The sequence below is a fragment of the Candidatus Ulvibacter alkanivorans genome (genome assembly GCF_003333325.1).
Lineage (GTDB): Bacteria > Bacteroidota > Bacteroidia > Flavobacteriales > Flavobacteriaceae > Ulvibacter_A > Ulvibacter_A alkanivorans.
Map to the genome: position 1 here is coordinate 1 of NZ_QOLC01000107.1, position 15,713 is coordinate 15,713.

Sequence of the window (15,713 nt, forward strand, 5' to 3'; positions counted from 1 at the left end):
TCAACATACCATAGTAAATAGATTCATAATTATAGGCATCATTTTCTTTATCTGTTAGAAAATCGATGAATGTCTTAAAACTATGAAGCTGTAATTTATTCGAATATACTTTCTGAAAAAAAGGTGCAAGTAAGTCAATTTTAGGTTGGCTTTGTGTATTCGCTACGTGATGAAGAATTGAATACAATTTATCTTCGAGTGAATCGAACGGCGCTAAAAACCGGTTATAAGAATTTGACTGAACCCTTTTATTATAATATCTGTTCTCATTCAAGAAATGCAATAAAGAAGATAATTTGGAATTCATTGTTGTATTCAAAATCAACTATTTTTCAAGGGTTACCGTTCCCTTAGCATTAACCCAATAATGTTGTATACCTATCTTATTGAGCTCTGGAATAATACTGGCTATTGCTTTTCTTATTTGTTCGTCTTCGGGATGCGCAATGGCAATTTTTGCATTTGGGAACGCAACTTTGGTTTCCAAGCATTTAATAATTGCTTTACCAAAATGAGTTTTAATCTGTCCAGAGTTGAAATAATCTCGTCGCTTTGTTGGCGAATCCTTATGTGCTTTTGCACCTTTTACCTCAATTAATAATTTTTTGTCATTCTTAACAGCTACAATATCATATCCTCTCGTTTGGCCCAAGCAATAACTCTCTATCTCATAGCCTTGTTGAACCAAATGAGGCATCAGTAATTCAATGGTTTTATTTTCCGTTAGTTTTTCCATTTAAGCTAAATTTTCACACAATATAACTGAATTAAAAAACAAATAGACTTTGTGAAAAATAAGACGGGTTTCAAGCGAAATTAATTCACGATTTTGGTACGGAAATGTAGTGTTCCTTCCCAGTCCCGAAGTTTCGGGACGGGAAGGGTTAACGGAATGGAAAACTGAAATTGGGGATTGTGTCCAAGACCTTTGTAATGAAGCTCTTTTCACGGAATGTAGGGGAATGTGCTGAGTGGGATTATAAAATTAATGCATAAAAAAACCTTCCTACCATAGTAAGAAGGTTTTTAATTGTAATTCGTTTGCTATTTTTCCCTTTTCAGAACCAACTGATATACACAAGGAATTACCACCAAGTTCAAAATAGTAGCCGATAACAATCCTCCTAAAATAACAACTCCCATAGGACTTTGTATCTCACTACCAGGTTCGCCACCTTTTAAGGCCAATGGTATCAAAGCCAGACCTGTGGTAAAGGCAGTCATTAATATGGGATTCAATCTATCCAATGCACCTTTTTTTATCAATTGAAATCCTTGGATTCCTTCTTTTCGCAAATCTTCATAACGAGAAACCAATAAAATACCGTTACGTGTTGCTATCCCAAAAAGACTAATAAATCCAATGGTCGCAGCTATGCTGATGATGCCTGATGTGAAATAGACAATTAAGATGCCGCCAATTAATGCCAGAGGTAAATTAATCAACACTACGAACGCCAGTTTTACGTCCTTGAATTCATAATACAATAACAAGAAAATGACAGCTATGGCGATGATGGCCGTTATCAAGAGAAGCTGTGATGCTTTGGATTCACTTTCAAACTGTCCACCATATTGCACACGGTAGCCTTCTGGCATATTCACGTTATTGGCCACAACTTCCTTTATTTCGTTTACCGCACCACGCAAATCCCTGCCCTGTACATTGGCGGCTACCACAATCTTTCGTTGCACATCTTCCCGATTGATGGTATTTGGACTACTCACGGATTGTACCGTAGCCAATTCGCCTAACGTGGTCTGTCCTCTATTCGGTAAACTGATCAAGGTCTTATTGATGTTCTCAATATTGTCGCGAAACGGTTTTTCGTAACGGACCACCAAATCAAAATATTGCTGTCCTTCATAAATCTCGCCCGCTTCTTCTCCCGCAAAAGCGATATCCACTTGTTCCATAAGATTACCCACCGTCATTCCATAAGCCGACAAAATCTGGCGTTTGGGTTTGATGCGTATTTGCGGTACTTCAATTTGTTGGTCAACCGCAACATCTGCCAATCCATCAATGTCCTTGATGTTCTGTTCCACGCTTTTGCCTACTTCAAATAGTTGTTGTAAATCTGAACCAAATATCTTGATGGCAATATTGGCGCGTGTTCCGGAAAGCATATGGTCAATACGGTGGGCGATGGGTTGTCCCAAGGTAATATTGACACCTGGTGCAACGCTCAATTTGTTTCGGACTTCCTCAAAGAACTCTTCTTTTGTTTTGTCCTCAAGGACAAAAGGCACATCAATTTCAGAAGCATTGACACCTTGCGCGTGTTCGTCCAGTTCGGCACGGCCTTGTCTTCGGGTAACGACCTCTACTTCGGGCATATCCAATAGTATAGTCTCGATTAATTTACCTGTCTTGTTGCTTTCTTCCAAAGACATTCCCGGGGGACCGACAACACTAATTACCAAAGAGCCTTCGTTGAATTCAGGAAGAAAACTCCGCCCTAATTGTGTGACAACCAACAGACTTAACAGAAAGGCAATCACGGTTACGCCTATAATGGTTTTGGGTATTCTGGTTACACGTTCCAAAAGAGCTCCATACCGTCTTTGTAGCCATCGCTCCACGCGTGTACCTTCAGCCTGCTTGTTCAAAAGCTTTTCATTGTTCAATAAATAGGAACACAGAATAGGCGTGACCGTCACGGCAACTACCAATGAGGTCAATACTGATGTTACAAAGGCTATTCCCAGCGGTTGCAACAAGCGACCTTCCATTCCACTTAAAAAGAACAAGGGCACAAATGATACAATAATAATTAAGGTAGCGATGATAATGGAACTTCGTATCTCTACCGAAGCATCACGTACTACTTTTATGGTCGATTCCCGCTCTGTTTTCGGTTTTCTGATATTTTCGCGCAAGCGTTTATACACATTTTCCACATCGATGATGGCATCATCTACCAGCGCACCTATAGCAATGGCCATACCACCCAAACTCATTGTATTTATGGTGTAACCCAACCATTTTAATATGATGATGGAAACCAATAATGAAATAGGAATAGCCAGCAAGGAAATAACGGTAGTTCTCCAGTTCATCAGAAAGATGAAAAGGATAATCATTACAAAAAATGCACCTTCTAAAAGGGTCATATTTAGATTACTAATAGAAGCATCAATAAAATCGGATTGTCTAAAGATTTGACTTTTGATGTTGACCCCGTTTGGCAATGAGGATTCTAAATCAGCAATCGCTTCATCCAAGCGGTCTGTCAGCTCCAAGGTGTTTACATCGGGCTGTTTAGAAATGGTCAGAATCACAGCGGGATTTGCGTTTAACGAGCCATCGCCAATTTTATCGGCAGCTCCTACTTGTACCGTGGCCACATCCTTAATCTTTATGGTCTGGCCGTTTACTTGCTTTAGAACCGCTTCCTGCAAGTCTTCCAGCACATAGGCTCTACCGCTTCCTTTAATGATGTATTGATTGCCATATTGGTTTATAATACCGCCAGGGGCATTTTCGTTAGCCTCCCTAACGTGTTCTACCAATTCTGATAGGCTTACGTCGTAATACTTCATCTTTTCGGGATTGGCAAATACTTGGTACTGCTTGTAATCTCCACCAATGACCACCACATTTGCAATACCGCCAATGGCTTTTATACGAGGCCTGATGGTCCAGTCGGACAAGGTTCGCAATTCCATTGGCGAAAGACTATCCGATGTCACGCCCAAGAGCATTATTTCGCCCATAATGGAAGATATAGGTGCCATTGTAGGCGCACCGATTCCTTCGGGTAGGTTCTCTCGTACCATTGGGATGCGTTCGCTTACAATTTGGCGTGCACGGTAAATATCGGTTCCCCATTCAAATTCTACCCAAACAATAGAAATACCTGCTGCCGATGACGAACGGATTCGTCTCACGTTGGGCGAACCGTTCAAGGCAGTTTCCAATTGATAGGTTACTAATTTTTCGACTTCTTCAGATTCCATTCCGTGCGCTTCGGTAAGAATGGTTACCGTAGGTGCCGTTAGGTCTGGGAATACATCCACGTTCATCGTACGGGCATAATAGATGCCCAACACGCTCAATGCAACCGCTCCCAATAGAATGAGCAATCTGTTTTGAAGTGAAATTGATAATATTTTATTTAACATTTCTCTTCGTTTTTAATGTTCGTGACCGTGTGCCGGTGTAGAACCGGACATTGAAGCCATTTTAACTTGATACGCTCCCGTTGTCACGACCACTTCGCCCACTTGCAGACCTTCCAGTATCTCTACATTTTCGCCATTGCGTTTTCCAATCTTTACAGGTCGTCTTTCAAAACTTTCGCCCGAAAGCTGAACGATAACGGAATAGCTGCCATAGTCCTCCAAAAGAGCATTCACGGGAATCATTGTGTTTTGGGTAGCATTTCCCATCGCAATCTGTACGGGCGTTAAGCTACCTTCTGGCATTTCGACCTCTGCGTTTACTTGTGCGAAAACAGAAATCAATGGGTTTTCACGTTCTACGTCTTTACCAATAGAAAGGATTTTGCCCTCTGCATCGGTTACGTCCTTCCATTGGCCGTCATTATCCTGATACCAAATGCCCTGTGCATTGTCCATCGTAAGTCCGTAGTCGGGTGCCAATTGGGTTTTTAAAACCTTGGATTGATGTGTTCCAACACTTACCAGCGCAACGCCTTGTGCTACATAATCGCCATTTGAAACGGTTATGGATTTGATAAACCCATCAAAAGGGGCGCGGATTTGTTTGCTTCCGCCCGAAACACCGGATACCAAGGATTGATAGTTAGCTCTGGCTATCTCAAAACTGCTTTCCACTTTCTCAAATTCAGATTTTGGGACAATTTTAGACTCGTATAGCTCTTTCTTCCGTTCATATTCCGATTTGGCTTGTTGGAATTTCGCTTTCGCGGAAGCGATATCCGTACTCAAATTGTTCGAAGCTAAACCTTGACTGTTCAAGCTCATTAACAGCTGGCCTTGTTTTACCGCTGTACCTTCTGTAAGGTTATCCATTTTAAAATCCACCACACCATTGGATTTTGCCGCCAAGGACTTTGTTGAACCTGGCGATGGCATCCAAACACCTGATGTGTTGATGACATCGTAGATTTTACCAGAAACAACAGGTGCGGTCTGAAAATCGATTTTCCAAGCCTGCTCCTTTAAGAACGAAATACTTCCATCGTCTTCTTCCTTACCCAAAGCTTTTATGGCCTCATCCGTAGTGGCATATACCATTACATCATCAATGGAAATTTTATCTGAATACTCTGGTGTCGTCAATTCAAAAACCAATTGATAGTTCCCAGCTTCTTTTGGTTGTATAGCAGGCGAAAAAATACCTGGTGATGACGGTGCATCTGCCTTATTTCTGATTCCTTTACCATCTTTTATTAAACTGACCGTTACAGAACCTTCACGAACGGGCTGGTGATTATACAAAACCGTAAAGTGGGCTGCGAATTTGCTTCCGTTACCTACTATAAGCGCAGGAAACTCAACAAAGAGTTCTGTTTTATCCGTCCAGATAGTATGGCTCAATCGTGGAATTTCTTCGCCCACGTGACTACCATCTGCATTATGTGAGTGTGCATCTTCTGCCTTGTTATTACAGGACATTGCCAAAAAGGCGAGCACAATTATTATATATTTCATCTTTCGTATGTTTTTGATTTTTAATGGTCGTGGTGTTCTGACCCATCATCGTGTTTGTGGGTGTCAGAACCGTCATCTGAATGGTTACCGTCCGAATCGTGGTCGTGACCGTGGTCTTTCGCCTTTTGTTCCATAGCATCTTTTCCTATTTCAAATTCTTCCTGTTCTATGTCTTCCTCGTGCATATGGCTTCCGTCTTCATTGTGTTCGTGACCGTGGTCATCTGTGCTCTCTTTTTTTGTTTCCCTACAAGAGGTTACCAAAAAAGTTGAGGCGATTGCTATTGCGAATATTGTTTTTGAAATGTTCATAATCTTTGTTTTTGAGGTTTATAAAGTATGTTTTAATAATTCTGCCTGTAGTAGTTGGATTTCCTTTTCCATCTGCAACATTCTGTCTGATGCATTTCGGTAAAACTGAAGCTCTACATAGTAATCCATAAACGAATATTCGCCCAACATATAGGCCTTAAAAAGCAGTTGTTCGCTGTTTAAGTTGCCCATTGTGGTTAGATACTCATTGTATTTTTCGAGCATCAATTCGTATCGATTGTATGTTTCTTGAAATTGGGCATACAGCGAAGCGGTAATGACTTGAGTATTCGATTGCTGATATTCATAATCGGCCTCGGCCGCTTTTACCTTGTTCTTGCTGTTCCACAACGGAATAGAAAGGCCACCGTAAAAACCTGAATAATTGCTACCACTAACACCCTGATAATTGTAACCGAATGCCACATTTGGCAAGACCTTGTTTTTTTCCAGTTTTACTTTTTGAAGCGAAGCTGTTTCAGCAGCCTTTAAACTTTGTAAAGAAGGATCGTTTGCCAATTTTTCTTGCCAAAGCGTTTCGACCGCAGCAACTTCGATAGGCAAATCGATACCCGCCGTAAAACCATCAATGGCATTCCCGCCGTTCAATGTTCTGAGTTTGGACAGTACAATTTGGATTTCGCTTTCAATCTGTTGAACAACGAATTGCTCTTGAATCCAAGCGATTTTTGCCTTGTTCAAATCCAAAAGACCCACTTGCTCTTTATCATAAAGCTCTTGAATCTGGTCAAAAACCTGTTTGCTTTGGGTTCGTCTTTCGGTTTCAATGACTTTCTGCTTTTGAAGGAAAACGAGTTCAACCAATACCGATTTTGCTTCCAGCAAAACTTCCTGTCGTTTTTTATCATAGGACGTTTGCAGTTGTATCGACTTTAAGTCGTTCCATTTACTGCGGGAACCATAAACCGTCGGAAACTCGAAGGATTGCGATATTTCATATTCGGTGTAATTTCCCGTTGCATTATCGCCAAAAGGCAAATAATAGCCTGAAAGCTGTGGGTCGGGTAAATTATTGGTGCTCTTGTTTTCGAGTTGTTGGCTTTCAATGAACGATTGATAGCCTTTTAACTCTGTGTTGTTCTGTTCTATTTCGTTAAGCAGTTCCCCAATGTTTTTATCCTGTGAGAAACCATTAGCAAAGAACAGGCATCCGCAAATCGCGGACACGATGTATTTATTCATTGTTTGAAATTTTAGGTTTAATCTTAATGTATAAGAGGATTCCTTCCGTAGCGGTAGGTATTCCTAAATGATTAACCTAAAGATGGTGGGCCCCGTAAATCGAGGGATGAGAGGTAAGGATTGAAATAATAACTGGGTGGCTGATAAATTGGGGGCTTAGCGTTTTGCCTTTTATCAACGACATAAAATTCTTGAAAATCAGAAGTAGGTTTTACAACATTGTCATCTACGATAGTCTGTTGCTCAAAAGTATTCCTTTTAAGTACAACAATATCGCTGGAAACCGTTGAATGAACGTGCATATCCATAAAGAATCCAAAGAAACCGTATGGGGATTCTTCTTTCTCGTGAGAACTGTCATCGTGATGATGGTGTTCGCCAGTATGTGCAATATCTGAATGGGAATGCGTTTCCTCGTGCTGATGATGCAAATGTGGAAAAACCAGATGCAGCATCATTAGACTAAATAAGCCTAAAAAGAAGAATGCCGCTATTTTATTTGGTTTTTGCATCAAATACAAAACTAATGAAAATTAATTTTACTTATAAAGTTTTAGGTTTTGAATTAATGTCTTCATTCAATACATTGAGCCTATTTTGGTAATCTTTGAATAATTTGTCCTCACTCCAATGTGCCGTCCAAGCTGCTAATCCCAACACTACTACCCAAAGCCAACTATTCTTGTTTATTCATTACTTTTCTATTTCAAGGCTTTCCTAAAGCTATTTCGACAGTTTTAATATTCTTAAGGCACCGCGCATCACAAATGAGAAAACGATGCCCCCAATTACCAAATCGGGCCATTTACTATTCAGAAAATAGACGAGTATCCCTGCCAGTATAACCCCACCATTTACAATGATATCATTGGATGTAAAAATGGCACTCGCCTGCATATGGGCCTCTTTGCTCTTGGTTTTGTTGATAAGCCAGAGCGAAATCAGATTACCTACCAATGCGAAAATTGAAACAATTATCATCCATTGGAACAAGGGTGTTTCGGTATTGCTGAAAAACCTTCGTAAGACCTCTGCAAACCCAAGCGTTGCCAATGCCATCTGAAAGTAGCCGCTGAATTTAGCCACTTTCTTTTTTCTGGAAATAGCGCCGCCAACTGCAAATAGACTAAGTGCATACACGATGGAATCTGCCAGCATATCAAGTGAATCTGCAATAAGTCCCATTGAGCCAGATATCCAACCCGTGGTCATTTCGATAACGAAAAAACCGAAGTTGATACCCAAGACCCACCAGAGAATCTTTTTTTGTTTGGATTGGTCTTCTATTACAGGTGGTTCGGCTTCTGTGGTTCCCTCTAAGGAATCCCCAAGTTTTAAGCTGGCTATAGACGTTTGTATGGCCTTGATACCGTTCACGTGATATACTTCCAATTTTCTGTTGGGAATATCAAAATCCAGATATTTTACTTGAGTGTAAGCCTCCAACTTCATCCGAATCATCTGCTCTTCTGAAGGGCAGTCCATTTTACTGATTTTAAAAGTGCTTTTATTCATTTATATACTACTGAATTAATTGTCCTTTAGTGCTTCATATGTTTATTCGATTCTATATATCTTTCCAAGATTGACTTTAAGCTATCCAAATATTCCACGAACGAGCTGACGGAAATCTCGGGTGTTTCGCAATCAGGGATTGTAATAGGATTTTCATCAAGATATTGGTATAGTTCGGGGTAGTCCTGCTCAATTCTCAATGTCAATTCGTTAATTTCCTTGGTCAATTGCTGAAGCTTCTTCATCCTTATTATTTTTTTCTACAACTTTCACATATTCCTTTTAACACCAGGTTCACATCGCTCACTTGATAATCGTTTGGTAAGCTTTCTTCCGATATTTTATTCGGCAAACAGCTTGTTTTTCCACACTTGGTACAATAAAAGTGCATATGTAAATCTGTACCGTATTTACCTTTGGCATTTTCATCGGAAATCGCAAATTTTGCCACTCTGGTCCCATCATTAATCTGATGAATCAACCCTTTATCCTCAAAAGTCTTGAGATTGCGATAAAAGGTGGTTCTGTTTGCCGTTTTGTTTTTTTCACTTTTGGCGATAAAGACTTTTTGCATTTCCTTTAATGTTACGGCATAGGTCTTCCTCTTGAGGTATTTGTAAATTTTCAACCTCATTTCAGTAGGGCGTATCCCTTTGGTAAATAATATTTTTTCCGTGTTTGTCATTTAATATTCTTTCAAAAAACTGGATTCTTCTAAGTCCCAATTTTTCTAATCTTTTTTATAAGCCAAAAGGCGCAGCGCATTGGCCACTACTACCAAGGTAGACCCCTCGTGAAATGCCACGGCTATTCCTATGTTTGCCCAGCTCAAAATGGTGGCTGGTATGAGCAGTGCCACAACACCAAGGCTTACCCAAAGGTTCTGCTTGATAATAGCTTTTGCCTTTCTACTCAAGCCAATAGCAAAAGGCAGGGTTTCCAACTTGTCGGCCATTAGGGCAACATCCGCCGTTTCCAAGGCCACATCGCTTCCAGCCGCTCCCATTGCTATGCCCACGGTACTGTTCGCCATTGCGGGTGCATCGTTTACACCATCGCCTACCATTGCCACCTTGGATTCCTTTTCCTTTAACTCTTTTATGGCATCCACTTTTTCCTCTGGTAACAAGCTCCCCCAAGCATCGGTCAATCCTATTTCTTTCGCCACGGCATCGGCAACCTTTTGGTTGTCACCAGTAAGCATAATCATTCGTTTGATACCGATTTCCTTTAATTTTTTGAGGGTTTCCTTGGCAGCTTCGCGAGGGGTATCCATTAGGGCAATAACACCTATATATTCTTGGTTTTTCCGAATAAGCATCGTAGTATTTCCCCCACCTTCGAGGTCACGGACTTTCGTTATTATCTCTTCGGAAGGGGTGCTCTCATCAAGCCCTTCGTACAGGTCGAGGTTACCGACATAGATTTTGTCATTGCCCAATGACGCTTTTATACCTTTGCCAAGCACGGCTTCCAAATCGGTTGCATCAGGTATTTCCTCGCCTTTCAAACGTTCCTTGCCATCTCGAACCACTGCCTTTGCCAGAGGATGATCACTTAGATTCTCTACGGCTACAGCTATTTTTAAAAGTTCGTTTTCAGAAATATCGCCAAGCGGGACCACTTCGGTAAGCTTGGGTTTTCCTTCGGTCAGGGTACCCGTCTTGTCAAAGGCGAGCGCGGTAATAACCCCCAAGTCTTCCAAAGGACGACCCCCTTTGATAAGTACCCCGCCACGGGCCGCTCGTGCAACACCGCTCAATACCGCACTCGGGGTCGAAATCGCAAGGGCACAGGGACTGGCAGCTACCAATACGGCCATAGCCCTATAAAAGCTGGCACTAAACGGTTCATCGACGACCAAAAAAGCAAAGAGCAACAGCACTACCAATACCAGTACGGAAGGAACAAAATATCTTTCAAATTTATCGGTAAGCAACTGGGTGGGGGATTTTTGGGTCTGGGCTTCGTTCACCAATTTTACCAATCGGGACAGTGTTGAATCCTTTGCCTCTTTGATTACCTTAATTTCAAGCGTATTGTTGCCGTTAATAGTCCCGGCGAAAACTCGGTTTTCGTCCTTTATATCATCATCCTCTGAATAGTCCTTGGCGGAATCTTCCACAGGAACTTTATCTACTGGTACACTTTCCCCGGTAATGGGGGCTTGGTTGACACTACTTTTACCATCAACAACAACGCCATCGGCAGATATTTTACTGTTTGGCTTAACTACAATAATATCGCCTTTATTCAACTTTTCAATACCAACTTCTTTGGTCTTTCCATCTTTTTTTAGCAAGGCCGTTTTCGGTGCTAAATCTGCCAGTGCCGCAATAGATTTTCGGGCTTTCTCCATCGCATAATGTTCAAGAGCGTGCCCGAGGCTGAACAGGAAAAGTAACAAGGCCCCTTCCGCCCAAGCGCCCAAAGCAGCGGCACCGATGGCGGCGACCAACATTAAAAAGTCGATTTCAAAACCACCTTTGGCCACTGTCTGTATGGCCTCTTTCGCGGTAAAATAACCTCCAAAAAAGTAGGCGCCTATGTAGAGGGACAAGCTGACCCAATCCGGTATCGAGTCCACGTAGGACAATCCGAAACCTATTCCAAGAAGGGCACCGCAAATGATGGCAAAAATAAGTTCGGTGTTCTTTCCGAAAATACCGCCGTGGGCGTGTGCCTCGCCTTCATCCTCGTTGTGGTCGTGTTCTTCGCCGTCTTTATGAACGTGGCCTTCGCTCTCGCCAACGTGTTGATTTTCCTCCTTGTCTTGAGTATCTTCAGATTTTTCTTCACCGTTGGAAACTTCTATTTTTTGTAAATGTGTTTCTGTATCAACGGAAGGTTCAATAATAGTAAGCCCTTGTTTTTCTATTTTCTTTTTAATCGCCCCAAATCCTGTAATGCCCTTATCAAATTCCACACGTATCATTCCTGAAGCGGATGCGGAAACTTCGAGAACTCCATCGACCTCTTTGACTGCTTTCTCGATGGTTCGGGCGTGACGGGTGTGGCGTATCCCTTCCACTTCTACCAACTTATGTCCAAATTTATCCGTGATCTGGGCTCCCGTGGTTTCTGCCAAGGACTGTACTCTATCAAGTGAAATGATATCGGGGTCGTAATGAAAACAGAGTTGCGGTACACCGTCCGCTTTTTCATCGGATATGTGCACACTGTCAATACCTTCACGACCACTTAACTTGTCGATGAGCCTATTGATGCAGGCATCTTTTTCGTCCGGTACCTGTGGAAGGATTACGGGAATTTTGATTTTTAGTTTTTTCATATCCTTAGTTGTTTTTTATCCATTTTTTTGCTTGTTCCTTATCCTGAAGGTCAAAATATTTGACTTCTGAACCGGTAAAGAAATCGGTAGCCTTGGCTGCCCATTTCTGCCACTTTTTTTCGCCTACAAATGCCATTTTACCATAATCTGATAGGTGTGCAGCATCTACCTTTAAATCTGCCCAAAACCCTTGTAGGTCGTAGCCGTGAAAATCTTCCAGTTCAAAATAAAAATCCACTTTATGGCCTTTTTCGATGATATTGTGAATGAGCGGATGAATTTTTTCAACATCCTTCTTTGTGACTCTACCGTTGATTTTGGCAGCGATTAAGTTTTCCTTTTCTATGTTTATAATCTGTATCATTTTTCAATTTTTATTGGATTTATATTAGTTTAAGTGAATTTCCATATAATCCAATGCTTCGGGCATATCCAACTCCCGGGTACCGTTCCCAGTTCTGATAAAGAAATGAGAACGGTCGCCCAGGTTCAAATACACGGGTTTTTGCGATTTGTAGACCCTTACATAACAGATATCCTTTTCTTTAAATTCATAAAAGGCCACTTTTGCCAAAGGGCAAAAATGGGTGCCTAACTTGACGGACACCAACTGCATTACATACTGTTCAAACCCGTCCTTGTCTGGTTTCTTTAAAGTACCGTAATCTTGTTCGAGCCCCAGAATACGGCCTTCATCATCTACCCCAATAATCAAGTGGCCTCCTTCGGTATTCATATATCCTGCAATGGTCTTCGCCACCACCATTTCCAAAGCTTTGTTAACCTTACCTTGTCGAAGGTCCCACCTCAAGGTGCTTTTGAATTCTACCTCGTGGTTTTCACCTTTGTTCAATAATTCCCTTATCAAGGTTATTCCGACTTTCTCCCTATTTAGTTGAAATATTGTTTTTCTTGTATAGAACATTAAGGCGAGACTGCTTCCCATAATACCAAACAGGATATTTTTTAGGATTTGGTCCACATCTCCAAATCCAAGAGCTTGCCCAACTGCGTTTTTGAACAAATACCACCAATTGCCCGTATCACCGCTCTGGTCATACTGGAATAGGGAAATGCCCAAAGGCTGTATGATGATTATACCAACCGCAAACCCTAATACAATAGCAATAAGAAGACCTCGCCTGTTCAGCGCCCCTCTTTTTTGATTATGTATGCCATTAGCCAGTTTCATTTTCAGCTATTTATAGGTTTAGAAATCAGATTGTCCAATTCCAAATATTTTTCTTTCATAAGACTCAAAGCAAAAGCTCCGGCAGAAGCACTAAAAACAGAAAAGTCAAGCGCTCCTTTTACTCCAGTTGAAAAAGTCATTGAAACAGCAAATAGTAACAGTAGAAACCCGCTTAATTTTGCAAACAGTTCCGTTTTAAACCCTATTATCAAGAAAATCGCAAAAACAATTTCGGCTATGGTTACCAAAAGTCCGATTGTTGGTATTAATGAATTCGGAATCCAAGGATTGATCATTTGGGTATAACTCAAGAAACTGTCCCAATTTCCCCAAACAGAAACTTCTTTGCTCCAAATTCCAAATCTATCGGCGACCGCCGATAAAAAACCGATTGAAATTGCTAATCGCAAAAAGACTTTAATAAACTTGGTATTCATATTTTTTATTTCTAATTTTCTTAGCGTTTGGTTAAATGCAACGCAATTTTTTTTCTCGTAACAATTTTTACATTTTTTAAAATCCTCCTCACTTATTTTACCCCTTGCAAAACGTCCTTCAGGATTTCCATTGAGCACTATTACATTTGGGGATTTGGGCTGAGGATTATCCACTGCTTCCAGTGTAAATTGCATTCCCCAGATTTTAATAGTAAATAATAGTTCTTTCGTTTTAATTAATTTAGCTGTTTTAATTAATTTCTTTCTCTATCCATTCTTTGGCCAATTTTTTTTCATCTGGACCAAAGAATTTAATATGTGCCCTTGTAAATGGTATCAAAACTTCCGTAAATTGTTCTTGCCATTCTAAGTTTCCTACCAATGCGACTCGTTTTAATCTTTCCTCCTTTGGAAGTTTGAGTTCAATACCTTTCCAATATGCACTTGAGGACCAACCCTCAAAATTTTCCATCTCGATATACCAGTACACTTTATTATGTTCTTGTATATGGTCTTTTAATTGTGATTTCATATTTTCATAATCTGTAGCATCTAATCTATTTTGAGCTACCATATATACCTTACATTCATTTTTATAAATCGTCATCATTGTTCCAATTTTTTAAATCAAAATATTTAATCCAAGTCATTGCTGCACTTCTCACAGACTCCCTTTGCCACAAGGTTGATATCTTCTGCCACATAGCCTTCGGGCAGGTTTATTGTCGGAATTTTATGCTCGGTCAGGCACACCGTTTCACCGCAACTATTGCAATGAAAGTGTAAGTGAAGGTCGTTGCCGACCTCACATTCACAATTTTCCTCGCACAGGGCATATTTAACAATGCCGGTGCCATCCTCAATTTGGTGCACGATTCCTTTTTCCTCAAATGTTTTCATAGTACGGTAAAGTGTGCTCCGTTCTGAGCGTTCAAAATCTTTTTCGAGCTCGCCCAGGCTAATGGCCACTTTTAGTTGCGCCAACCGCTTATAGGTCATCAGGCGCATTGCCGTAGGGCGGATGCCTTTGCTTTCTAAAAATTTTTCAACTTCTTGCATATTTATGTGATATTGTAGTTGATATTTTTTGCTTTGTTAAATGCTTCCCAACCTTCTTTTGCAGCGTATGGAACGATGAGCAAGGCCGCTACAGGATCTGCCCACCACCACTCCAACCAGTTGACCAATAGCAATCCTGTCAATACGACCACTGTCTGGTAAAGACAAATAAAGGTGTCTTTTGCATCAGCCAGTAGAGCTGGACTTTCCAGTTTTTTCCCATATTTTCTTTTAAAATATATCAAGATAGGATTGACAACGAGCGAGACCAATAATATGACCAGTCCCAACGTGCTCCAGCTTGCGGTTTCTTTATTGATGAGCTTGGTAATGGAATCATAGGAAATGAAAATACAGATGAGCGTAAATGAAACTGCAATCACGTTCAAGGTAATTTTTTGTCTTCGTTTTACCTTTTCTTCATCGATGCCTTTGAGCTCGCCGTGCAGTCGCCATCCAAGTGTTGCAGCACTTATCACTTCTATCGTGCTATCCAGTGCCCAACCTACGAGTGCGGAACTATTTGCTGTTATTCCAGCAATAAGCGAGACGACCACCTCTATAACGTCATAAATGACGTTCCAAATTTGAAGTGTTCTGGCCTGTTTTAAATTGTTTTTTCTTGTTGTTTCCATATTTTTATGGCTCTATTATTTTGTATCTTTTTGCTATCTATTTAAGCCTAATTATTTTTCTTCAACGCATTAATTACGAAACAATTAAATTTTGAATTGTTTTAAGGATTCCTCTGTTTTTATCTGAAAAGCATCTTCAATCTCAGACAAATAAATGATGCCATCACCAGGATCTGGGGTTTTGCCATTTTTGAGAATGATGTCTATTGCAGATTGTGCTTCCTCGTTCTGGCAAACGAGTTCCAATTTTACCACAGGGCTGTTTGTTACGTGAAAATCGAGTGAAGGTTTAGCTCCTTTTGCCTTGAAAGCTCCAGTTCCTTCTGCTTGTGACAGGGTCATACTTTTAAATCCGTTATCAGTCAGAGCTTCTATAATTCTTTGTATCCTGTTCGGTTTTACAAATGCCTTTATTTCTTTCATAAT

At 40.7% G+C, this 15,713-nt stretch carries 18 protein-coding genes; all 18 read right to left on the reverse strand.

All coding sequences use genetic code 11. The features are described 5' to 3' along the window. Window positions 1–307, reverse strand: a 307-nt coding sequence (locus DWA30_RS13400; RefSeq protein WP_210725409.1) for a hypothetical protein, incomplete at its 3' end; no start/stop codon positions are given. Window positions 308–325: 18 nt separating this feature from the next. Next, window positions 326–736, reverse strand: a complete 411-nt coding sequence (locus DWA30_RS12485; RefSeq protein ID WP_114492872.1) for a protein NO VEIN domain-containing protein — start codon at window positions 734–736, stop codon at window positions 326–328. Between the two features lie 308 nt (window positions 737–1,044). Continuing rightward, entirely contained in the window at window positions 1,045–4,128 is a 3,084-nt protein-coding gene (locus DWA30_RS12490) for an efflux RND transporter permease subunit (RefSeq protein ID WP_114492873.1), read from the reverse strand. Window positions 4,129–4,140: 12 nt separating this feature from the next. Continuing rightward, entirely contained in the window at window positions 4,141–5,607 is a 1,467-nt protein-coding gene (locus DWA30_RS12495) for an efflux RND transporter periplasmic adaptor subunit (protein ID WP_245933917.1), read from the reverse strand. Between the two features lie 56 nt (window positions 5,608–5,663). After that, complete coding sequence (locus tag DWA30_RS12500) at window positions 5,664–5,954, reverse strand: hypothetical protein (RefSeq protein ID WP_210725410.1); 291 nt, start codon at window positions 5,952–5,954, stop codon at window positions 5,664–5,666. An 18-nt stretch (window positions 5,955–5,972) separates the two neighbouring features. Then, entirely contained in the window at window positions 5,973–7,157 is a 1,185-nt protein-coding gene (locus tag DWA30_RS12505) for a TolC family protein (RefSeq protein WP_114492875.1), read from the reverse strand. A gap of 71 nt (window positions 7,158–7,228) precedes the next feature. Beyond that, entirely contained in the window at window positions 7,229–7,669 is a 441-nt protein-coding gene (locus DWA30_RS12510; protein WP_114492876.1) for a DUF6769 family protein, read from the reverse strand. Window positions 7,670–7,880: 211 nt separating this feature from the next. Further along, window positions 7,881–8,672, reverse strand: a complete 792-nt coding sequence (locus DWA30_RS12515; RefSeq protein WP_210725411.1) for a cation efflux transmembrane domain-containing protein — start codon at window positions 8,670–8,672, stop codon at window positions 7,881–7,883. A 26-nt stretch (window positions 8,673–8,698) separates the two neighbouring features. Continuing rightward, window positions 8,699–8,917: a hypothetical protein gene (locus DWA30_RS12520; RefSeq protein ID WP_114492878.1), complete on the reverse strand. Its 219-nt coding sequence runs from the start codon at window positions 8,915–8,917 to the stop codon at window positions 8,699–8,701. 5 nt (window positions 8,918–8,922) lie between these two features. Next, window positions 8,923–9,357 carry a Fur family transcriptional regulator gene (locus DWA30_RS12525; protein WP_114492879.1) on the reverse strand — a complete coding sequence of 145 codons (435 nt, stop codon included), beginning with the start codon at window positions 9,355–9,357 and terminating at the stop codon, window positions 8,923–8,925. Window positions 9,358–9,402: 45 nt separating this feature from the next. Beyond that, window positions 9,403–11,964 (reverse strand): heavy metal translocating P-type ATPase, encoded by a 2,562-nt coding sequence (locus tag DWA30_RS12530; RefSeq protein WP_114492880.1) that lies wholly within the window; start codon window positions 11,962–11,964, stop codon window positions 9,403–9,405. A 4-nt stretch (window positions 11,965–11,968) separates the two neighbouring features. Continuing rightward, on the reverse strand, window positions 11,969–12,328 hold the full coding sequence (locus tag DWA30_RS12535) for a SpoIIAA family protein (RefSeq protein WP_114492881.1): 360 nt from the start codon (window positions 12,326–12,328) through the stop codon (window positions 11,969–11,971). A gap of 24 nt (window positions 12,329–12,352) precedes the next feature. Next, entirely contained in the window at window positions 12,353–13,156 is an 804-nt protein-coding gene (locus DWA30_RS12540; protein WP_245933915.1) for an AlbA family DNA-binding domain-containing protein, read from the reverse strand. 2 nt (window positions 13,157–13,158) lie between these two features. After that, window positions 13,159–13,788, reverse strand: coding sequence for a hypothetical protein (locus DWA30_RS12545; RefSeq protein WP_229719332.1), 630 nt, complete (start codon window positions 13,786–13,788; stop codon window positions 13,159–13,161). Window positions 13,789–13,843: 55 nt separating this feature from the next. Then, entirely contained in the window at window positions 13,844–14,203 is a 360-nt protein-coding gene (locus tag DWA30_RS12550; RefSeq protein WP_114492882.1) for a SpoIIAA family protein, read from the reverse strand. 26 nt (window positions 14,204–14,229) lie between these two features. After that, a complete protein-coding gene (locus tag DWA30_RS12555; protein WP_114492883.1) occupies window positions 14,230–14,652 on the reverse strand; it encodes a Fur family transcriptional regulator in 423 nt (140 codons plus the stop codon). A 2-nt stretch (window positions 14,653–14,654) separates the two neighbouring features. Then, window positions 14,655–15,287, reverse strand: a complete 633-nt coding sequence (locus DWA30_RS12560) for a cation efflux transmembrane domain-containing protein (RefSeq protein WP_114492884.1) — start codon at window positions 15,285–15,287, stop codon at window positions 14,655–14,657. An 84-nt stretch (window positions 15,288–15,371) separates the two neighbouring features. Next, window positions 15,372–15,710, reverse strand: a complete 339-nt coding sequence (locus DWA30_RS12565; RefSeq protein WP_114492885.1) for a P-II family nitrogen regulator — start codon at window positions 15,708–15,710, stop codon at window positions 15,372–15,374. Between the last annotated feature and the right edge of the window lie 3 nt (window positions 15,711–15,713).